This window comes from Pseudomonas sp. P5_B2 (assembly GCF_056400445.1).
On sequence record NZ_JBFULH010000046.1, the window covers coordinates 1 to 20,073 of the forward strand.

Here is a 20,073-nt window from a genome sequence, read left to right on the forward strand (position 1 = left end):
TTGAGCAGCCGCGTAATGACCTGCATCAACCGCGGGGTCAGTGGTTTTCTCGGTCGTGCCACCGCCCCTCAAAACCTTGTTGATGAACGCGTCGGCGGGATTAATCGGGCTTATGCCTTGAGCAAGAACTCGAGCGACAAATTCAGTGGGGTGGTTAAACAGTGGAAGCGCCGCAATCCCAAGGCCTATCGCGTGATGCGGCCGGTGTTGGCGGTGGTGGTGTTGGCGTTGTTGGGGTATTGGATGTTTGGGTGAGACCCGGCAAGAAATTAAAAACCGCTCCTTGGAGCGGTTTTTTATGAGGTGAATCTGAATGACGCGCCTGCAAGAACCCCGGCAGGTTCTTCAGTTTCGGTTCCCGTAGCTATAATTTGTAGAATGCGCCGATCACTCGCTGTCAGTTCGACACCAACATTTTTATTTCTCTTGCATTCCATGTCCCCCATCGCGGGCGATTCCCTTTCACTCGGAGTAAGCACCACTTCTCTGATTGTCGTTACTGGCCATTTGTCCAAGTCATTGCAATCCATGTCACCCGCTGGTTATAGTCGGCGCACGGTGTTTTCCTACCACCGTCCACTTCACCCAAAAAGATCAGCCCATGCCTGCATCCCTAATCAACGCGGTAGTCGATTCAGCGGTCAACGCTGGCGTCATGCCGTGTGGGAATCAGCAGCCTGCGCAGATCAGTCATTACCCCCCACCTGTCCGTAGCACGCCGGTGTGCGCAGTCGTATCACCGCCGGGTGTTGGCATTTCGGGCTGATCAGCTTCTCTGCTGTTCCCCTGTGCCCGCCAGAAAAACTACTGAATTTCAGCTTCGGCTGAGTTGGCTTTTTGCCTGACAACAGGTGGTATTCATGTTTGTCCTTTCGAAACAATCCGCGCTCGCGGCGGCGTCTACGAGCCTGTTCGTTCTGCTGTGGAGCAGCGGGGCGATCTTCTCCAAATGGGGCCTGGCGCACGCGTCCCCCTTTGCTTTTCTGCTGGTTCGCTTCGCCATCGCCCTGTGCGGTCTGGTGCTGCTGATGCCGTTGCTCAAGTTGAAGTTGCCCAAGGGCGGCAAACCGATGTTGTATGCGATGGCCACAGGTGTGGTGTTGCTGGGGGCTTACCAGATTTTCTATCTGTTGGCGCTGGACCTGAAAGTCACCCCCGGGGTGATGGCGACGATAATGGGCGTGCAGCCGATTCTCACCGTGGTGCTGATGGAGCGTCAGCGCTCTATCAGCCGCATGTTCGGTCTGGCGCTGGGTCTGGCTGGATTGATCATGGTGGTGTATCAGGGCATTGGGCTCGCCGGCATGTCGATGGCCGGCATGCTCTTCGGGTTGCTGGCGCTGGCGAGCATGACGTTCGGCTCCATCATGCAGAAGCGCATTACCGACAACCCCCTCGGCACGTTACCGGTGCAGTACTTGGCGGGATTGTTCTTGTGCGGGATATTCGTGCCATTCCAACCGTTTCATTTTGAACACAGCACAGGGTTTATCGTGCCGGTGTTGTGGATGGGGCTGGTGGTGTCGGTGCTGGCGACGTTGCTGCTGTACCGCCTGATCGCCCGGGGAAATTTGGTGAATGTCACCAGTCTGTTTTACCTGGTGCCGGCGGTAACGGCGGTGATGGACTATCTGATTTTCGGCAACCAGCTGGCGGCGTTAAGCCTGCTGGGCATGCTGCTGATCATCGTCGGTCTGGTCTTCGTTTTCCGTAAAAGCGCGTAAACCGAAAATGGCCCGGAGCACTCAATGCTCCGGGTTTTTTTTACTTGGCCAGCGCATGCTCTGCCCGCACTGAATTCATGAACGCCTGCATCGCCGACGATTGAATGCGATGACGCCGGGTGATCAGCCCATAGGGCGGTAACCGTGCTTCGAACTTGATTGGCAAGATGGCCAGCAAATCACGACCGGCATAGTCCTCCACTACCGAGACGGGCGTGACGCCGAGCATGTCGGTCTGCTGCACGAGTGAAAGCAAGGTCATGATCGAGGTGGTTTCGACGATGCTGTTGGGGATGTCGACCCGCGCATTGTGAAACACCTGATTGATGATGGCGCGCATCGGGCTTGGATGCTGTTGCAGCACCCAAGTCATGTGCTGCAGTTCAGCCCAGCTCAGCTGTTTTTCCTGTGCCAGTGGATTTTGTGCACCAGCGATCACGCACAGGGCTTCTTCACCGAGGCTGTCAAACAGCAACTCTTCAGCCCGCGCACCGACCGGAATCCGCCCCAGCACGATATCCAGTTGATCCTGCAACAGCGCTTGCACCAGCACGTCGCTGGTGTCGACCTGGATGCTCATGGATAACCGGGGATGGCTTTGTTTCAAGGTCGCGATGGTGCGGGTCAACAGCCCCGAAGCCAGTGCCGGAATCGCACCGACCGCCACTCGGCCGAGGTTGCCGGATTCCAGAGCCACCAGTTCTTCACGCATGCCGCTGAGTTCGGCGAACACCATGCGCGCGTAGTAAATGGCGGTTTCCCCGAATGGGGTAGCGCGCATGCCCCGAGGCAGGCGTTCGAAGAGTTCGACGCCGAGCAAGTCCTCGGCTTCGTGGAGCATTTTCGTGGCGGCCGGTTGAGTCATGCCGATGTGGTCGGCGGCGCGGCGCAACGAACCGAATTCCTGTAACGCCAGCATTAGCCGCAGTTGGCGCAGACGCAGTCGACTGTGGATCACATTGGCAGCAGGAATTCGGGTCATGGGCCGTGGCTCGCAAGAAAGTCTGCGGCAAGCMTGACAACAAATGTCAGGCGTTGCCAGCATTGCCGTGTCACAGCACCGATTTTGTCTTGGCGATGTGGGGTTTGCGAAGGCCCATCAGGGTTCCCAGTGCCTTGGAAATCAGCGGCCAGAACAACATCAGCAGCGCCGCCGTGGTCAGGCTGCCCACCAGCGGGTTGGACCAGAAGATCCCCAAGTGGCCGTCGGAGAACAGCATCGACTGACGGAACGCGTCCTCAGCCTTGTCTCCCAATACCGCCGCCAACACCAGCGGTGCAATCGGGTAACCGAGTTTCTTGAACAGATAACCCAGCGCGCCGAAGCCCAGCATCAGCACCACGTCGAAGAACGAGTTATGCACCGAGTAGGCACCGATGGCGCAGACCATGATGATGATCGGCGCAATGATCGAGAACGGTATCCGCAGGATCGAGGCAAACAGCGGCACAGTGGCCAACACCACGATCAGGCTGACCACGTTGCCCAGGTACATGCTGGCGATCAGGCCCCAGACAAAATCATGCTGCTCGACGAACAGCGTCGGGCCGGGGTGCAGGCCCCAGATCATCAGGCCGCCAAGCATCACCGCCGCAGTGGCCGAACCGGGTATGCCCAAGGTCAGCATTGGCAGCAGGGCGCTGGTGCCGGCAGCGTGGTCGGCGGTTTCCGGGGCGATCACGCCTTCCAGCTCACCCTTGCCGAAGTTCTCGCGGTTCTTCGAAAAACGTCGTGCCAGGCTGTAGCTCATGAACGACGCCGCAGTCGGGCCGCCCGGGGTAATACCCATCCAGCAACCGACCAGCGTGCTGCGCACAATCGTCCACCAGTAACGCGGCAACTTGGCCCAGGTGCGCAGAATGATCATCGGTGTGATGCGCGCATGTTCTCCGCGAAACACCAGGCCTTCCTCGACGGTGCAGAGGATTTCGCCGATGCCGAACAGGCCGATCACTGCTACTTCGAAGCTGATGCCGGTCATCAGGGTCGGCTGGTCGAAAGTCAGGCGCAGGTTGCCAGAGACGGTGTCCATACCAACCGCCGCCATGGCGAAGCCGATCATCATCGCGACTACGGTTTTCAGCGGCGGGTTTTTGCTCATGCCGATGAAGGTGCAGAACGCCAACAGGTACACCGCAAAGAACTCCGGCGAACTGAACGACATGGCGAACGCGGCAATCTTGGTCGACAGAAACGTCAGCAACAATACCCCGGCCAGTGCGCCAATGAGCGCAGAACTGAAGGCGGCAGTCAGCGCCTCGGCGGCGCGACCTTCGCGAGCCATCGGGTAACCGTCGAACGTCGTCGCCACCGATGAGGGCTCACCGGGGATGTTGAAGAGTATCGAGGTGATCGAGCCGCCGAACAGCGCGCCCCAATACATGCATGACAGCAGGATGATCGCCGACACCGGCGACATGGTGAACGTCAGCGGCAGCAGCAACGCCACGCCATTGGGGGCACCGAGGCCGGGCAACACGCCGACCAGAATGCCCAGCAGCACGCCGATCACCATCAGGCCGATATGGCCCGGGGTCAGGATCAGGTTCATGCCTTGCAGCAGGGAATCGAACTCGCTCATTTGAAATTTCTCCCGGCCAGGGCAATCCAGTCGCCCATCGGGCCGGCATCCAGCGGGACCTTGAACCACAGCGCGAAAATCAAGTAGCTGGCGAGCACCGCGCCAAGCGACACCGTGCCAATCATCAACTTGCCGTACGGTTTGGCGCGCACCTTGTCACGCCACATGAACCAGGCGATGAAACAGGCCGAGGCCACATAGATGCCAGTGAAGGGCATGGCGCCGACAAACAGCGCAATCGGGATGAACACCGACATCACTTGTTTGAAGGCGCTGCGGCTGACGAATGAAATACTCAGGGCTTGCCAGCGAACCACGGTCAATACACCGTTGCCAATACTGGCGGCGCTCAGCAACAGGCCAATGTAAAAGGGGAAGTAACCCGGCTCGGGGCCGGAATCGCCCCAGCCGATACCTTGTTCGACGCTGCCGAACATCACCACCGCGCCGATCAGCGTGGTGAAGAGTGTCAGACCGAGTTCGACCCAGCGGGTACCGACCAGCGCCGGTGAATCCGTAGAATGGGACATCAAAACACCTCCAGAGGTGACGGCCGCGCGCGTGCGGACGGCCGTAGGCAACTCAGTTTTTCAGCCAGCCGGCTTCTTTGAACACCGGCGTTACGCGGGCGGTGTCTTTCTCAATGTAGGCGGTCAGCGGCTCGCCTTCGAGGAAGGTCGGCACCAGCGCATTCTGTTTGACGTAGGCCTTGAACTCCGGCGTCTCGGTGACTTTGCGCATCAGCTCTACATAGAACGCGCGCTGCTCGGCGCTGACATCGCCGGCCATGAACACGGTGCGCGGGAAGCGGTACTGATCGATGCCCAGGCCTTGTTCGTGGCAGGTCGGTACGTCCGCCCAGGATTTATCACCGGCGACTTTCTCGGTGTAGCTCATGCGCTCCTTACTGAAGACGCAGAGCGGCTCGACCTGATCGCCACGCCATTGGCTGATGCTTTCGCTCGGGTTGTTGACGTTGGCGGCGATGTGTTTGCCGGCCAGTTGGGTTGCGGCTTCACTGCCGCTCTTGAACGGGATGTACACCAGTTTGCTGTCATTGGTCTGGTTCAACAGCAGGGTCAGGGTCTGGTCGACATCCTTGGACTGGCTACCGCCCATGCGCAGGTTCGATGGGTCAGCCTTGACCGCTGCGTAGAAGCCTTTGGCGTCTTTCCACGGGGCGTCTTTGTAACTCCAGAGAATGAAGTCATCCTCGGCCACGGCTGCGACAGGCGTMAGTTCCTGCCATTGGTAACCGAGCTTGGACACCAGCGGCAACAGGTAGATGTTGTTAGTGCCGATCACCAGTTTTTCCGGATCGCCCTTGTTCATTTTCAGGTCGAGAAAGGCTTCGGCGCCATTACCCCCGCCCTTGTTCAGGACGATGGTATTCACATCGAGAAACTTGTGAGTGGTGATGATCGACTGGATCAGACGACCGAGTTGGTCGGTACCGCCACCGGGGCCACCCGCGACGACGATTTCGACGTTCTTGTCCGGCTGCCAGGCGGCATTGGCAAGAGCGGGTAGGGCACCTGCGGCGACCAGCGTGCAGCCGAGAAACAGACGGGAGGTGCGACGGACGAATGCATTTCGCATGATGGAATGGCCTCGTTTTTGTATTTGTTATGAGTGACTTGTCGGAGTGGTAAAGCTGCAAGCCTGCCCTGAGTGTGGGAAGCCTCCGTCCCCGCGTCTAGTCAAAACAATACATACACCGATAGCCTGGGGTTATAGCTCTTGCCCTTGAACGTGGCGTTTATCGCCCGATGCTTTGCCCCAGAGCCTTTTTCGAGGAAAGTCGAAAAGGCGACATCCATTGAAAGCTGTCTGAAAGCAGGGCATGCCATAACTCGAGGCTATCGCCTGATTTCAAGTTTTGATTAGACGGTTATCACTGAGCCTTCGATAGTGCTCACCAATGTTGTCACCACAAAAATAATAAATCGAGGTACGCACCATGGCTCGTCCCAGTGCTTCCCTGCATCTGCCCGGCGCAGGTGTTCAATCACCGGCAGCTGCAACTCCGCTAACCGGCACCACCAAAGCCAGTAGCGTGCGCTGGCGGATTTTTGCGATCGTCTTTGCGTTGACCATGGTCAACCTGATCGATCGGGTGTCACTGTCGATTGCGATGCCCACCATCGCCCATGAATTTTCCCTGTCGCCGAGCCTGCAAGGGCTGATCCTCAGTAGCTTCTTCTGGGCGTATGCACTGTTGCAGATTCCCGGCGGCTGGCTGATCGACCGTTTTGGTCCGCGCCGGGTCATCAGTTGGTCCACCGGTTTGTGGGGCACGTTCCAGGTGCTGGCGGCGTTTGCCACGGGCGGCTTGTCATTGTTGTTTGCCAGAGTCGCGCTAGGCGCCGCCGAAGCCCCGCTGTTTCCTTCGGGGGGCAAGCTGATTTCCCTGTGGCTGGCACCGAGCGAGCGTAGTCGCGGTGCGGTGCTGATGGACAGTGGCAGCCCGCTGGGTGTGGCACTGGGCGGGTTGATCATTGCGTATCTGATTGCTTCGCTGGATTCGTGGCGTCTGGCCTTCGTGATCGCAGGCATCGCGACATTGGTGCTGGCTTGGGTGGCGCGGCGTTATCTGCGCGATGACCCGGCCACGCATCCGCAAGTGAATGCCGAAGAGCTGGAGAAGATCAACGCCGGACGTGCCACGCCTGCCGCCGAAGCTGCACGTGCGCCGGTCAAGGGGCTGGGCATTGGCGCTCGTTCACTGACGGGGTTGCTGATCGGTCGCGCCAGTTGGGCGATGGTCTATTTCGGCTTGCTGACCTGGGGGCCGAGTTATCTGGCGCAGGCTCGCGGCTTCGACATTAAAGGCATTGGTGCGGCGACGTTCGTGATTTTTGTTTGCGGCGCGCTGGGTTCGTTGACCGGTGGTTTCCTTTGCGACGGCCTGATCCGCAAGGGCGTCAGCCGGGGCGTGGCGGTCAAGAGTCTGCTGGCGTTTTCCGGTGTGGTGGCGCTCGGTGCATTCCTGTTGCTGCCGACCCTRAACGATCCTTTTGCGGCCGTGGCGTTGTTGGCCATGACCGCGTTTTTTCTGATGTGGGGCAGCCTCTACTGGAGCTTCCCGGCGTTGCTGGCGGCACCGGCGCGGGTCGGTTTGATCGGCGGCGTGATGAACATGGCCGGCAGCACCGGCGGCATCGTGGTGCCGATTCTGGTGGGCATCATTGTGCAAATGGCCGGTGGCTTTGCGCCGGTACTGGGCTTCTTTGCTGCGTGCTCGGCCTTCTTCGTGTTGGCCACATTGTTTATCAGCCTGGATGAGGTGCGTCATGCCTGAGTTGTGGAACGGCCCCATCGTAGATGCCCATCACCATTTCTGGGACCCCTCGATCAACGACCATCCGTGGCTCGCGCCCGAAGTCAACATCCCGTTTCGCTACGGTGATTACAGCGCGATCAAGCGGCGCTATTTGCCGGATGATTACTTCGCCGACGCCGGCTCCCATAAGGTCGTGCAAACGGTTTACGTCGAGACCGAATGGAACCCGCAAGACCCCATCGGTGAAACCCGTTTCATTGAGGGGCTGGCGGCTCGCTACGGCGTGCCAAACGCCATCGTCGCACAAGCCTGGCTCGATCATCCGGACGCCATCGCGGTGCTCACCGAGCAAGCCAGTTTCAAATGCGTGCGCAGCGTGCGTCACAAACCCGGTGGTCCGACCACGCCTGCGCAGGTTGGACACACCCGCAGCCTGATGAGCAATGAATCCTGGCGCCGCAGTTACGCTGCGCTCGAAGGCCTGGGCCTGCATTTCGATTTGCAGACGCCCTGGTGGAACCTGCACGAAGCCGAACGCCTGGCCCGGGACTTCCCTGGCACCACGCTGATTCTCAACCACACCGGATTGCCCAACGACCGCAGTGCCGAAGGCCTGGCAGGTTGGCGCCTGGCGATGGTGCGGTTGGCGCAGTGGCCGAACGTGCGGGTGAAGATTTCCGGCCTGGGGCAGGGCGGTCAACGCTGGCGGGCCAAAGACAATGCGTGGATCGTGCGCGAAGTCATCGCCATGTTCGGCAGTGACCGGGCGATGTTCGCCAGCAACTTTCCGGTGGACAGCCTGTGCGGCTCGTTCGATGACATTTACAGCGGTTTCAAATCCATCGTTGCCGATTTTCCAAGTGCCGATCAGCAACGTCTTTTCTACAGCAATGCGCAGCAAGTCTATCGCTGCGAGCCCTGCGCCATTGACCGGACATGGCCCGAATCCTTGAGGAGTGAAGCATGAACAAAACTACCATCGCGATGGTCCTGGGCGACCCGGCCGGCATCGGCCCGGAACTGATCGCACGCCTGCTTGCCGAGCCCGAGGTTCGCAGTAAGGCCAATGTCATCCTGATTGCCGACGAGGCGGAAATGCGCCGTGGCATGCGCATCGCCGGGACGGAATTTCCTTATCGTCGCGTGGAATCGCTGGAGCAGCTGTCGTTCGTCGATGACACGCCGCTGTTCTATGACTTTCGCGGCGACACCCTTGGCGAATTTGCGCGTAATGAAGCCAGCATCATTGGCGGTCGCTACAGCCTCGACACCCTGGAAAAAGCCTTGCGCCTGACCGAGGCAGGCATCACCGACTCGGTGCTGTTCGGACCGCTGAACAAGACCTCGCTGCACATGGCCGGCATGGCCCATAACGATGAGCTGCACTGGTTCGCCGAGTTACTGGATTTTCACGGGCCGTTCTGCGAATTCAACGTGCTCGACAACCTTTGGACTTCCCGCGTGACCTCCCATGTCGCGCTGTCTGAAGTGCCGGGCATGCTCACGCAGGCGCGGGTGGTGGAAGCCATTCAACTGATCGACACCGCGCTCAAGCGCAACGGCCTGGAAAAACCGCGTATCGGCGTGTGTGGCTTGAACCCGCATAACGGCGACAACGGCTCGTTCGGTCGCGAAGAACTGGACATCATCGGCCCCGCCGTGCGATCCGCCCAGGCGTTGGGGATTGCAGCTGAAGGGCCGTACCCGGGAGACACAATTTTCCTCAAGGTACAGGGCGATTCCAGTGCCTTTGACGCGGTGGTAACGATGTATCACGACCAGGGGCAGATCGCGATCAAGTTGATGGGGTTCTCCCGTGGGGTGACGGTGCAGGGCGGTTTGCCGATTCCGATAACCACCCCGGCGCACGGCACTGCGTTTGATATCGCAGGGCAGGGCAAGGCGAATGCCGGGGCGATTCGCCAGGCGTTCGAGATTGCATGCCGGATGGGCATCAACAGCTACTGACACAACACACATCCTCTGAGGGAGCGAGCCTGCTCGCGAAGGCGTCAGCCGGGGCGCCACTTTCCTTTAGGCAAAAGAAAACCCCCGATCAATCCAGAGGACTGATCGGGGGTTTTCGAGTAAGCGCCTTGCGGCGCCTACTGGCTCAGCTTATTGGCAAGCTTCGCAATCCGGCTCGTCGATGGCGCAAGCTTTCGGCACTGGAGCAGGACCGGCAGGTGCTGCCAGGACCGAATCTTCACCGTGGTTGCCACCGCTGGAAACAGCGTTCAGCTTGCCGGTGTTGATGGTCGACTTCTCGGTGCTGGTCGCGGCCAGGGCACGGAGGTAGTAAGTGGTTTTCAGACCACGGTACCAGGCCATGCGGTAGGTCACGTCCAGCTTCTTGCCCGATGCGCCAGCGATGTACAGGTTCAGCGACTGAGCCTGGTCAATCCACTTCTGGCGACGGCTTGCCGCGTCAACGATCCACTTGGTGTCCACTTCGAAGGCAGTCGCGTAGAGCTCTTTGAGTTCTTGCGGGATGCGCTCGATTTGCTGCACCGAACCGTCGTAGTACTTCAGGTCATTGATCATGACCGAGTCCCACAGGCCGCGAGCCTTCAGGTCGCGAACCAGGTACGGGTTGATCACGGTGAATTCGCCCGACAGGTTCGATTTCACGTAGAGGTTCTGGTAGGTCGGTTCGATCGACTGCGAGACGCCAGTGATGTTGGCGATGGTCGCGGTCGGTGCGATGGCCATGATGTTGGAGTTACGAATGCCTTTCTGAACACGGGCGCGAACCGGTGCCCAGTCCAGGGATTCGTTCAGGTCAACGTCGATGTACTTCTGGCCACGTTGCTCGATCAGGATCTGTTGCGAATCCAGCGGCAGGATGCCTTTGGACCACAGCGAACCCTGGAACGTCTCGTAAGCGCCGCGTTCATCGGCCAGGTCGCAGGAAGCCTGGATCGCGAAGTAGCTGACCGCTTCCATCGACTTGTCGGCGAACTCGACGGCTGCGTCGGAACCGTAAGGGATGTGCTGCAGGTACAAAGCGTCCTGGAAGCCCATGATGCCCAGACCGACCGGACGGTGCTTGAAGTTGGAGTTCTTCGCTTGCGGCACTGAGTAGTAGTTGATGTCGATCACGTTATCGAGCATGCGAACAGCAGTGTTTACAGTGCGTTCCAGCTTGGCGGTGTCCAGCTTGCCGTTGACGATGTGGTTCGGCAGGTTGATCGAGCCCAGGTTGCAAACGGCGATCTCGTCCTTGTTGGTGTTCAAGGTGATCTCGGTGCACAGGTTCGAGCTGTGAACCACGCCGACGTGCTGCTGTGGGCTGCGCAGGTTGCACGGGTCTTTGAAAGTCAGCCATGGGTGGCCGGTTTCAAACAGCATGGACAGCATTTTGCGCCACAGGTCTTTGGCCTGGATGGTCTTGAACAGCTTGATCTTGCCCGGGTACTCGGACAGGGCTTCGTAATACTCGTAACGCTCTTCGAAGGCCTTGCCGGTCAGGTCGTGCAGGTCCGGTACTTCGGATGGCGAGAACAGGGTCCACTTGCCGTCATCGAAGACACGCTTCATGAACAGGTCAGGGATCCAGTTGGCCGTGTTCATGTCGTGGGTACGACGACGGTCATCACCGGTGTTCTTACGGAGTTCGATGAACTCTTCGATGTCCATGTGCCAGGTTTCCAGGTAGGCACACACAGCGCCTTTGCGCTTGCCACCCTGGTTAACGGCGACGGCGGTGTCGTTCACTACTTTGAGGAACGGTACAACGCCCTGGGACTTGCCGTTGGTGCCCTTGATGTACGAACCCAGTGCACGTACCGGAGTCCAGTCGTTGCCCAGGCCACCGGCGAATTTCGACAGCATGGCGTTGTCGTGGATCGCGTGGTAAATGCCCGACAGGTCATCCGGCACGGTGGTCAGGTAGCAGCTCGACAGCTGTGGACGCAGGGTACCGGCGTTGAACAGGGTCGGCGTCGAGGACATGTAGTCGAAGGACGACAACAGGTTGTAGAACTCGATGGCGCGGTCTTCTTTGTTCTTCTCTTCGATCGCCAGGCCCATGGCCACGCGCATGAAGAAGATTTGCGGCAGTTCGAAGCGGATACCGTCCTTGTGGATGAAGTAACGGTCGTACAGGGTTTGCAGGCCCAGGTACGTGAACTGCTGATCGCGCTCGTGGTTGATCGCCTTGCCGAGTTTTTCCAGGTCAAAAGTAGCCAGGACCGGGTTCAGCAATTCGAATTCGATACCCTTGGCGATGTAGGCAGGCAGGGCCTTGGCGTACAGGTCGACCATCTCGTGGTGGGTCGCGCTTTCGGCAACGTTCAGGAAGCTCAGGCCTTCGGCACGCAGAGTGTCCATCAGCAGGCGAGCGGTCACGAACGAGTAGTTCGGCTCACGTTCAACCAGGGTACGGGCGGTCATCACCAAGGCGGTGTTGACGTCGGTCAGGGCCACGCCGTCGTACAGGTTTTTCAGGGTTTCGCGCTGGATCAGGTCGCCGTCGACTTCCTCCAGGCCTTCGCACGCTTCGGTAACGATGGTATTCAGGCGACCCATGTCCAGCGGCGCCAGGCTGCCATCGGCGCGGGTGATGCGGATCGACGGGTGAGCGTTGACCGCTTCCTCGGCCGGAGCGTGGGCGGCGCGTTCTTTCGAACGACCGTCACGGTAAATCACGTAGTCGCGGGCTACTTTCTGCTCGCCGGCACGCATCAGGGCCAGTTCGACCTGGTCCTGGATTTCTTCGATGTGGATAGTGCCGCCCGATGGCATGCGACGCTTGAAGGTCGCGGTGACTTGTTCGGTCAGGCGGGCCACGGTGTCATGGATTCGCGACGAGGCGGCAGCGGTGCCGCCCTCAACTGCGAGAAACGCTTTGGTGATCGCGACGGTGATTTTGTCATCGGTGTAAGGAACGACAGTGCCGTTTCGCTTGATCACGCGCAGCTGACCAGGCGCGGTGGCGGACAGATCCGAAGTCGAATCAGCGGCCTGCGGCAAGGTGCCCTGCGGGTTCTCGCGAGTTGTGTCGGTTTGCATTGGGGAGTATCTCCACATTCTCTATGTTTGTTTGGGCACCATCACGGTGCCCACCGTTCTGTCCAAAAGCACTACAACCGACGGGCGTCGGGCATAACAACTCCGGGACAGTAGGAAAAGGCTAATGAGGCCGCATCCTTGCCGAAGTCTTTGGCTGCGAGCCTGGGCTCGTAACCGGATTCCTTTCGGGGTGGCAGTACAGATTGCAACACCCGTACCGTTTTGGCCGTTCAGGCCTTAAAAAAACGGTGCCATCCGCCTGTGCGGTTTGGTCTTGTAAAATCACGCTGGGTTCAACCGGAAACAGGCAATAAAGCGCTTGAATTTCTGGTCTGAAATGTGGTTGGGCTTTTAAGCTAAAACCCTACATGTAGGGTTTTTTTAGCGCCGGGGTACAAGATAGTGCGTTTTTGGAGGTGTTGCAACGCACTGCCTGTGGATAAACCTGTGTGTAAATTGTGTGTGAAAGGTGGAACCGGCGTGTAGGCCCCGACCTAGCGGGACCGAGGCGTTTTTCATCGATTTTCAAGGATTGAAAACAGCCGTCGGGATTTTTAAGGGCGCGAACCCTACCACAAAAAACCGACATGTCCGAACGCATTTGCCGGCTTGTGTTCTCGACGGGCGGCGTTTATACAATCGCCCCAGGGTTACGCATTCTTATCCTCCCAATCATTACAAAAAGACGGGCGGATCCTTCCTTATTAGTGTTGTTGGCAAGCAGAGGTCACCGTGGAGCAAGAAGCCTGGCAGGTATTGATTGTGGAGGACGACCAGCGTCTGGCCGAACTGACCCGCGACTACCTGGAAGCCAATGGCCTGAGCGTCTCGATCGAGGGCAATGGGGCGCTGGCGGCGGCTCGCATCATCAAGGAGAAGCCGGACCTGGTGATCCTCGACCTGATGTTGCCCGGCGAAGACGGGCTGAGCATTTGCCGCAAGGTTCGCGACAAGTATGACGGCCCGATCCTGATGCTCACCGCCCGCACCGACGACACCGACCAGATCCTCGGCCTGGACCTCGGTGCCGACGACTACGTGTGCAAGCCGGTGCGCCCGCGCCTGTTGCTGGCGCGCATCCAGGCCCTGTTGCGCCGTAGCGAAGCACCGGAGGCCACCCCGGAAAAACAGCGGCGCCTGCAGTTTGGTCCGCTGGTGGTAGACAACGCGTTGCGGGAAGCCTGGCTGCATGACAACGGTATCGAGTTGACAAGCGCCGAGTTCGACCTGCTCTGGCTGCTGGTGGCCAACGCCGGGCGCATCCTGTCCCGTGAAGAGATTTTCACCGCCTTGCGCGGCATTGGTTATGACGGTCAGGACCGCTCCATCGATGTGCGCATCTCGCGCATCCGCCCGAAAATCGGCGATGACCCGGAGCACCCGCGGCTGATCAAAACTATCCGCAGCAAAGGTTATCTGTTTGTTCCGGAAGCCAGCGTAGACCCGTCGCTGTGAATTCGATCTTCCTGCGCATTTATGGCGGCATGTGTGCGGCGCTGATTTTGGTCGCGGTGCTGGGCGTGCTGGCGTTGCACTTGCTCAATGAGGTACGCGGCGAGCAATACCGAGAGCGCCTGGCCCACGGTACGTTTGCGTTGATGGCCGACAACCTCAATCCGATGAACGAAACCGAGCGCCATCGCGCCTTGCTGGTCTGGGAACGCTTGCTCGGGATTCCATTGGCGCTGACCCCATTTGCCCAGACCGACCTCGACCTCACCCAGCGCACCCGCGTCATGCATGGCCAAGCACTGGTGGAACAAACCGGCCCGCACGCGGCGAAGGTCTATCGACTGGTCAGCGACAAGGAGCAACTTGTGCTGGTGGGTGAGGTCCAGCAGATCAGCGAACAACTGGCCCGCGCCACTATTTACCTGCTGGCCGATGAGCTGGTGCGCTACCCGGTGGCCGAGCAGCCCCAGCGACTGGCGCTGTTGAAAGAAGAGAAAAGCTTTGGTTTCGACTTGAAATTGGTCAAGGTAGAGCAGGCGGACATGGACGAAGACCAGAGCCGGCGGGTGTCCGAGGGCGACACGGTGATGGCGCTGGGCAAGGGTGGCGACTCGATCCGGGTGTTTGCCGGCATGGTCGGTACGCCATGGGTGCTGGAGATCGGCCCGCTGTACCAGATGAACCCTTATCCGCCCGAATGGCTGGTGTTGATCGCCGCCCTCGGTTTGAGTCTGATCGGTCTGATCGTCTACCTGCTGGTGCGCCAACTGGAGCGCCGTTTACGCGGTCTGGAAGCGGCCGCCACGCGTATTGCCCAAGGCAGCCTGGAAACCCGCGTACCGGCGCGTGGCGCCGACTCGGTGGGACGACTGGCCGCAGCGTTCAACGGCATGGCCGAGCACTTGCAGCAATTGCTGGCGATCCAGCGTGAACTGGTGCGCGCCGTGTCCCACGAATTGCGCACGCCGGTGGCGCGCCTGCGTTTCGGCCTGGAAATGATCGGCTCGGCCACCACGCCGCAGCAGCTGGAGAAATACCGCGAGGGCATGGACCACGACATCGAGGACCTCGACAAACTGGTCGACGAGATGCTCACCTATGCGCGGCTGGAGCAGGGCTCGCCGGCACTGAATTTCCAGCGGATCGATCTGGACGCGCTGATCAATCAAGTCATCGAAGAACTGGCGCCATTGCGCGCCGACGTTACGGTACAGCGCGGTTTGTGTTTATCGGCCGCAGATTGCGATGACGCCTGGGTCGAGGCCGAACCGCGCTACTTGCATCGAGCCCTGCAGAACCTGGTCAGCAACGCCATGCGCCACGCCTCATCGCGGGTGACCGTCAGCTATCAGGTGGGACAGCAGCGTTGCCGGGTGGACGTCGAGGATGACGGGCCAGGTGTGCCGGAGTTGGCCTGGGAACGAATTTTCACGCCGTTCCTGCGCCTGGATGACAGCCGAACCCGCGCTTCGGGTGGACATGGGTTGGGGCTGTCCATCGTGCGGCGGATTATCCATTGGCATGATGGGCGGGCGTTGATCAGCAAAAGCAAGAGCCTGGGTGGGGCTTGCTTCAGCTTGAGTTGGCCGCGCAATCAGGAGAAGCGCTGAGATTTTTGGTGATATGTAGGCCGCCTTCGCGAGCAAGCCCGCTCCCACATTTAATCGCATTCCTCCTGAAGGAACTCGGTCGAATGTGGGAGCGGGCTTGCTCGCGAAGGGGCCAGTACAGGCGTGATAAAAGCTCAGGCCTTGATGCTGACCAGGCTCAACAACTGCCCATCCATCACCCCAAACTGCGCCTCCAGCTCGGTGCCATTGCGCCACTCGCCAGACAGATCCGTCAGCAACCGCAACCGCACCTCACCCGCCTCGGTCCATTCCAGCACCTCGGCGTGTTCAAAATAGAAGCGCTGCTGAACAATCGGGTACAGCGCCTTGAACAGACTTTCCTTCACTGAAAACGTCAACGTCACCAGCAGCGCCTGATCATCGAGACGTCCGGCAGCCATACGCCGCAACTCCGGTGGCGTGAGGATTTCTCCCGCCAGACGCTGGGCCCGTTCAGGGTTGAGCAGGTTTTCCAGGTCCATGCCCAAGCCGCGCCAAGCGGTTTTTTTCGCGACAATCGCCGCCGCCCGGCCGGTGCTGTGGGTGATTGAACCAGCGATGTGCGCAGGCCACACTGGCGCCCGGTCTTCGCCGATGGCCGGGATAAAATTCAGTCCTTCCAGTTGTTGCAACGCGGCCCGAGCGCACACCCGCCCGGCGAGAAATTCGGCCTGACGTTTGGCAACGGAACGCTGAATGCTCGCTGGCGGCTCGATGGCGCTGCGCTGGAAGTCATCGCTCGCCAGTTGCGCGCTGTCGAAGTGAGTACTCAGCAGCACCGTATCGGGCAGCACAAACGGCAGCGGCCAGCAGGCGTCGAGTGGGGTGCAGCAGGTGGGCAGGGAGGGGGCAGGATTCATGCGGGGCATTTTGCCGGGTTGCGCTCAGGCTGGGTAGTGCAAAGGTTGCTGATCGTTCCTACGCTCCGCGTGGGAATGCATCCAGTGACGCTCCGCGTCACATCCGCGACGGACGCGGAGCGTCCTGGGCTGCATTCCCACGCGGAGCGTGGGAACGATCTCCGTACTAACTGAAAATCTTTTTGAGAAACGCCTGCATATCCGCCCAGGACTGTTCATCCGCCGCCTTGTTGTAACCTATATCCGGCCCGCCATGCTCGCCATGGCTCAACCGATCCGCATCCGGATTGCTGAACCCATGCTTGGCGCCCTCAAGGCTGACGAACTTATAGTCGGCGCCAGCTTTGTCCATTTCAGCCTTGAACGCGGCCACAGCCTCCGGCGTGACCATACTGTCCATCGCCCCATGCTCCACGAGAATTTTTGCCTTCACAGTGCCCGGTGCAGCCGGTGTCTTGGTTGCCAGCGAGCCGTGGAAACTCACCACCCCCGCCAGTGGCAAACCCTGACGTGCCGCGTTCAGCACCACAGCGCCGCCGAAGCAGTAACCAATCGCCGCGATTTTATTCGGGTCGGTTTGCGGTTGTTGCTCCAACAGTTCAAGCCCGGCCTGAAAGCGCGCAGCGGCCGCCGAGCTGTCTTTGAGCACGTCCTGCATGAACGCCATGGCGTCTTTGGGATGCTCGGTGTTCTTGCCGTTGCCGTACATGTCGATGGCCAGCGCGCTGTAGCCCAGACCGGCGAGGTCACGGGCGCGGCGCTTGGCATAGTCGTTCAGCCCCCACCATTCATGTACCACCAGGACGCCCGGTCGCTGACCTTTGATGGCGTCGTCGTAGGCGTAATACCCGATCATTTTTGTGCCATCGACACTTTGATAGGGGATTTCCTGGGTCTTGATCGCGGCTTGAGTCAGCCCGCTCATCACCAGCAAGCAGAGGGCGAGGAAAGTGCGCATGGTCGGATCTCCTGCAAGAAAGGCATCAAAACAGCCTAGTCGATCTTGTTCAGCTTGGGTTCAGTCTGTGTTCAGGGGCAGTTCAGGGGCGGGTGAGTAAGGTGGCTCGTACCCAAAGCACCTGCGCATGAGGAAATCCCTAATGACTGGCTTTAAAAACCTGATTCTGGCTTTCACCGTACTGAGCGCTAGCACCGCGGCGCTCGCCTCCGATGACATCATCGCCAGCCTTGCGCTTGGAAAGACCAACGAGAAGGTCAAAAAATCGCTGACCTTGAACAGCTTCAGCACGGTCAGCTCGCCAGGAAATGAAAGTGCCTGGCGCGCGCCTCTGAGCCAACTGAACAACCCAGCCGATTACTCCGCCGGTTATGCCAACGTGTCGGGCACGCTCAATGGCTTTAAACTCGATCAGGAATACCTCAAGGGCCGTTATGATCTGTCCTGACCGTTGGATGCGCCGTTGTGCCATTGGAGATGTCGCTTTGCCCGGGAGAGCGTTATGAAACTGCTGGTCGTCGAAGATGAAGCGCTGTTGCGCCATCACCTGAAAACCCGCCTGACGGACAGTGGCCACGTGGTCGAATCCGTGGCCAATGCCGAAGAGGCGCTGTACCAGACCGAGCAGTTCAACCATGATCTGGCGGTGATCGACCTCGGCTTGCCAGGAATGGGTGGGCTCGATTTGATCCGTCAGCTGCGCGCGAAGGGCAAGAGCTTCCCGATCCTGATCCTCACCGCACGCGGTAACTGGCAAGACAAGGTCGAAGGCCTCGCCGCCGGTGCCGATGATTACGTGGTCAAGCCGTTCCAGTTCGAAGAGCTCGACGCCCGGCTCAATGCCCTGCTGCGCCGTTCCAGCGGGTTTACCCAGTCGACCATCGTCGCCGGGCCACTGCTGCTCGACCTCAACCGCAAACAGGCCACGCTCGATGAACAACCGCTGGCCCTGACCGCGTATGAGTACCGGATCCTCGAATACCTCATGCGTCATCATCAGCAAGTGGTGGCCAAGGACCGCTTGATGGAACAGCTCTACCCCGATGACGAGGAGCGTGATCCGAACGTCATCGAAGTGCTGGTGGGGCGTCTGCGCCGCAAACTCGAAGGCCCGGCCGGTTTCAAGCCGATCGACACCGTGCGTGGCCTCGGCTATCTGTTCAATGAGCGCTGCACTTGATTCGTTCCCTTCGTGTTCGCTTGATGCTCGCCGCCACCCTGTTGGCGGTGCTGTTCATGCTGGCGTTGCTGCCGGCGATGCAGGGTGCGTTCAGTCTGGCGTTGCAGGATTCGATCGAGCAACGCCTGGCCTCGGACGTCACCACGCTGATCTCCGCTGCGCGCGTGGAAAACAACACCCTGCTAATGCCGGCGCAGTTGCCGGATGAACGTTTCAACCTGACCGACAGTCGTTTGCTCGGCTACATCTTTGACCGAGAAGGTCAGCTGGTCTGGCGTTCGAAGGCCGCTGGAGCAGAGATGATCAACTACACGCCGCGTTACGACGGGCGTGGCATTGAGTTCGCGCGTATTCGCGAGGCCAACGGTCATGAGTTCTTTGTCTATGACGTTGAAGTCAAACTGCTCGGCGGCAGAAGCGCTGCGTTCAGCATCGTCGCCCTGCAACCGGTGCGCGAATATGAAGCGACCCTCGAAGGCCTGCGCGAAAACCTTTACCTGGGCTTCGGTGCGGCGTTGTTGGTGTTGCTCGCGTTGCTCTGGATCGGTCTCACCTGGGGCTTGCAGGCCTTGCGCCGGCTCAGCCAGGAACTGGACGAAATCGAAAGCGGCGACCGGGAAAGCCTCAGTGAAGAACACCCGCGCGAACTGTTGCGCCTGACCGGCTCCCTCAACCGCTTGCTGCACAGCGAACGCGAACAGCGCAGCCGTTATCGCGACTCCCTCGGCGACCTGGCCCACAGCTTGAAAACCCCGCTGACCGTGCTGCAAGGCGTCAGCGAAGACATGGCCCAGCACCCGCAAAGCCGTGATCAGGCTTGGGTGCTGCAAACCCAGATTGAACGCATGAGCCAACAAATCAGCTATCAACTGCAGCGCGCCAGCCTGCGCAAAAGCGGCCTGGTGCGCCATCAGGTACGCCTGCAACCGGTGCTGCAAAGCCTGTGCGACACTCTGGACAAGGTCTATCGCGATAAACACGTGCGTGTTGCTTTCGATCTGCCGGATCAGTGCTACGTGCCGATCGAGCAGGGTGCGCTGTTGGAAATGATGGGCAACCTGCTGGAAAACGCCTATCGCCTGTGTCTGGGCGAAGTGYGCATCAGCGTGCGTCAAACGCTGAGCGGGGTTGAATTGTGCGTTGAAGACGACGGGCCCGGCGTGCCGCCGGATCAGCGGGCGCGGATTCTGCAAAGGGGGGAACGGCTGGATGCTCAGCATCCGGGGCAGGGGATTGGGCTGGCGGTGGTCAAGGACATTATCGAGAGCTACAACGCCAAGCTGACGCTGGGGGATTCGCCGATGGGCGGGGCGGCGTTCCGGATTCATTTTTCGGTGGTTTGACCGAAAAGTTGGCTGTGTTCTTTCRGGCCCCTTCGCGAGCAAGCCCGCTCCCACATTCGACCGAGTTC

The 20,073-nt window shown here is 59.7% G+C and carries 16 protein-coding genes and 1 pseudogene; 10 read left to right on the forward strand and 7 right to left on the reverse strand.

Features of this window, described 5'->3' with window-relative positions; translation table 11 throughout:
* Positions 1-255 (forward strand): annotated as a pseudogene (locus tag AC1DRJ_RS07445) (aspartyl beta-hydroxylase); the annotation flags it as partial.
* A gap of 605 nt (positions 256-860) precedes the next feature.
* Positions 861-1,724, forward strand: coding sequence for a DMT family transporter (locus AC1DRJ_RS07450; RefSeq protein ID WP_477801535.1), 864 nt, complete (start codon positions 861-863; stop codon positions 1,722-1,724).
* A gap of 40 nt (positions 1,725-1,764) precedes the next feature.
* Here AC1DRJ_RS07450 and AC1DRJ_RS07455 read toward each other — a convergent pair whose 3' ends face one another.
* The 4 genes from AC1DRJ_RS07455 to AC1DRJ_RS07470 all read right to left on the reverse strand — a co-directional run bounded on the left by AC1DRJ_RS07455 (position 1,765) and on the right by AC1DRJ_RS07470 (position 5,905).
* The gene (locus tag AC1DRJ_RS07455) at positions 1,765-2,706 is read right to left on the reverse strand and encodes a LysR family transcriptional regulator (RefSeq protein ID WP_477801536.1); all 942 of its coding nucleotides are present in this window, start codon (positions 2,704-2,706) and stop codon (positions 1,765-1,767) included.
* Between the two features lie 70 nt (positions 2,707-2,776).
* Positions 2,777-4,306: a tripartite tricarboxylate transporter permease gene (locus AC1DRJ_RS07460; protein WP_477801537.1), complete on the reverse strand. Its 1,530-nt coding sequence runs from the start codon at positions 4,304-4,306 to the stop codon at positions 2,777-2,779.
* The gene (locus tag AC1DRJ_RS07465) at positions 4,303-4,836 is read right to left on the reverse strand and encodes a tripartite tricarboxylate transporter TctB family protein (protein ID WP_477801538.1); all 534 of its coding nucleotides are present in this window, start codon (positions 4,834-4,836) and stop codon (positions 4,303-4,305) included. Before AC1DRJ_RS07465 ends, AC1DRJ_RS07460 begins: the two co-directional genes overlap by 4 nt.
* Positions 4,837-4,888: 52 nt before the next feature.
* Entirely contained in the window at positions 4,889-5,905 is a 1,017-nt protein-coding gene (locus tag AC1DRJ_RS07470) for a Bug family tripartite tricarboxylate transporter substrate binding protein (protein ID WP_477801539.1), read from the reverse strand.
* A 361-nt stretch (positions 5,906-6,266) separates the two neighbouring features.
* On the opposite strand from AC1DRJ_RS07470, the gene AC1DRJ_RS07475 reads away from it, so the two are divergent.
* The 3 genes from AC1DRJ_RS07475 to AC1DRJ_RS07485 are packed head-to-tail and all read left to right on the forward strand — an operon-like array spanning position 6,267 to position 9,557.
* Entirely contained in the window at positions 6,267-7,607 is a 1,341-nt protein-coding gene (locus AC1DRJ_RS07475) for an MFS transporter (RefSeq protein ID WP_477801540.1), read from the forward strand.
* Positions 7,600-8,556: an amidohydrolase family protein gene (locus AC1DRJ_RS07480; RefSeq protein WP_477801541.1), complete on the forward strand. Its 957-nt coding sequence runs from the start codon at positions 7,600-7,602 to the stop codon at positions 8,554-8,556. Before AC1DRJ_RS07475 ends, AC1DRJ_RS07480 begins: the two co-directional genes overlap by 8 nt.
* Complete coding sequence (locus tag AC1DRJ_RS07485; protein ID WP_477801542.1) at positions 8,553-9,557, forward strand: 4-hydroxythreonine-4-phosphate dehydrogenase PdxA; 1,005 nt, start codon at positions 8,553-8,555, stop codon at positions 9,555-9,557. The genes AC1DRJ_RS07480 and AC1DRJ_RS07485 overlap by 4 nt, the downstream gene beginning before the upstream one ends.
* 150 nt (positions 9,558-9,707) lie before the next feature.
* Here AC1DRJ_RS07485 and AC1DRJ_RS07490 read toward each other — a convergent pair whose 3' ends face one another.
* Complete coding sequence (locus tag AC1DRJ_RS07490) at positions 9,708-12,602, reverse strand: ribonucleoside-diphosphate reductase subunit alpha (RefSeq protein WP_477801543.1); 2,895 nt, start codon at positions 12,600-12,602, stop codon at positions 9,708-9,710.
* A gap of 732 nt (positions 12,603-13,334) precedes the next feature.
* On the opposite strand from AC1DRJ_RS07490, the gene AC1DRJ_RS07495 reads away from it, so the two are divergent.
* On the forward strand, positions 13,335-14,057 hold the full coding sequence (locus tag AC1DRJ_RS07495; protein ID WP_477801544.1) for a response regulator: 723 nt from the start codon (positions 13,335-13,337) through the stop codon (positions 14,055-14,057).
* Complete coding sequence (locus AC1DRJ_RS07500) at positions 14,054-15,664, forward strand: ATP-binding protein (RefSeq protein WP_477801545.1); 1,611 nt, start codon at positions 14,054-14,056, stop codon at positions 15,662-15,664. The genes AC1DRJ_RS07495 and AC1DRJ_RS07500 overlap by 4 nt, the downstream gene beginning before the upstream one ends.
* 134 nt (positions 15,665-15,798) lie before the next feature.
* Here the strand turns inward: AC1DRJ_RS07500 and AC1DRJ_RS07505 are convergent, their stop codons facing one another.
* Both AC1DRJ_RS07505 and AC1DRJ_RS07510 read right to left on the reverse strand, forming a co-directional pair.
* Positions 15,799-16,524 (reverse strand): 4'-phosphopantetheinyl transferase family protein, encoded by a 726-nt coding sequence (locus AC1DRJ_RS07505; RefSeq protein WP_477801546.1) that lies wholly within the window; start codon positions 16,522-16,524, stop codon positions 15,799-15,801.
* A gap of 166 nt (positions 16,525-16,690) precedes the next feature.
* Positions 16,691-17,482, reverse strand: a complete 792-nt coding sequence (locus AC1DRJ_RS07510; protein ID WP_477801547.1) for a dienelactone hydrolase family protein — start codon at positions 17,480-17,482, stop codon at positions 16,691-16,693.
* A 142-nt stretch (positions 17,483-17,624) separates the two neighbouring features.
* On the opposite strand from AC1DRJ_RS07510, the gene AC1DRJ_RS07515 reads away from it, so the two are divergent.
* From AC1DRJ_RS07515 to AC1DRJ_RS07525, 3 genes are read left to right on the forward strand one after another with little or no spacing between them, the layout of a single operon-like run.
* A complete protein-coding gene (locus AC1DRJ_RS07515) occupies positions 17,625-17,930 on the forward strand; it encodes a hypothetical protein (protein ID WP_477801548.1) in 306 nt (101 codons plus the stop codon).
* A gap of 54 nt (positions 17,931-17,984) precedes the next feature.
* Entirely contained in the window at positions 17,985-18,662 is a 678-nt protein-coding gene (locus AC1DRJ_RS07520; protein WP_477801549.1) for a response regulator, read from the forward strand.
* Complete coding sequence (locus tag AC1DRJ_RS07525) at positions 18,659-20,005, forward strand: ATP-binding protein (protein WP_477801550.1); 1,347 nt, start codon at positions 18,659-18,661, stop codon at positions 20,003-20,005. The genes AC1DRJ_RS07520 and AC1DRJ_RS07525 overlap by 4 nt, the downstream gene beginning before the upstream one ends.
* The last annotated feature ends 68 nt before the right edge of the window (positions 20,006-20,073 follow it).

What these genes read in the sequence shown, in the direction of transcription:
- AC1DRJ_RS07465 (WP_477801538.1), bottom strand. Translation starts at nt 4,836, where the DNA reads ATGTCCCATTCTACGGATTCACCGGCGCTGGTCGGTACCCGCTGGGTC.
- AC1DRJ_RS07450 (WP_477801535.1), top strand. Translation starts at nt 861, where the DNA reads ATGTTTGTCCTTTCGAAACAATCCGCGCTCGCGGCGGCGTCTACGAGC.
- AC1DRJ_RS07510 (WP_477801547.1), bottom strand. Translation starts at nt 17,482, where the DNA reads ATGCGCACTTTCCTCGCCCTCTGCTTGCTGGTGATGAGCGGGCTGACT.
- AC1DRJ_RS07460 (WP_477801537.1), bottom strand. Translation starts at nt 4,306, where the DNA reads ATGAGCGAGTTCGATTCCCTGCTGCAAGGCATGAACCTGATCCTGACC.
- AC1DRJ_RS07515 (WP_477801548.1), top strand. Translation starts at nt 17,625, where the DNA reads ATGACTGGCTTTAAAAACCTGATTCTGGCTTTCACCGTACTGAGCGCT.
- AC1DRJ_RS07485 (WP_477801542.1), top strand. Translation starts at nt 8,553, where the DNA reads ATGAACAAAACTACCATCGCGATGGTCCTGGGCGACCCGGCCGGCATC.
- AC1DRJ_RS07480 (WP_477801541.1), top strand. Translation starts at nt 7,600, where the DNA reads ATGCCTGAGTTGTGGAACGGCCCCATCGTAGATGCCCATCACCATTTC.
- AC1DRJ_RS07490 (WP_477801543.1), bottom strand. Translation starts at nt 12,602, where the DNA reads ATGCAAACCGACACAACTCGCGAGAACCCGCAGGGCACCTTGCCGCAG.
- AC1DRJ_RS07520 (WP_477801549.1), top strand. Translation starts at nt 17,985, where the DNA reads ATGAAACTGCTGGTCGTCGAAGATGAAGCGCTGTTGCGCCATCACCTG.
- AC1DRJ_RS07505 (WP_477801546.1), bottom strand. Translation starts at nt 16,524, where the DNA reads ATGAATCCTGCCCCCTCCCTGCCCACCTGCTGCACCCCACTCGACGCC.
- AC1DRJ_RS07455 (WP_477801536.1), bottom strand. Translation starts at nt 2,706, where the DNA reads ATGACCCGAATTCCTGCTGCCAATGTGATCCACAGTCGACTGCGTCTG.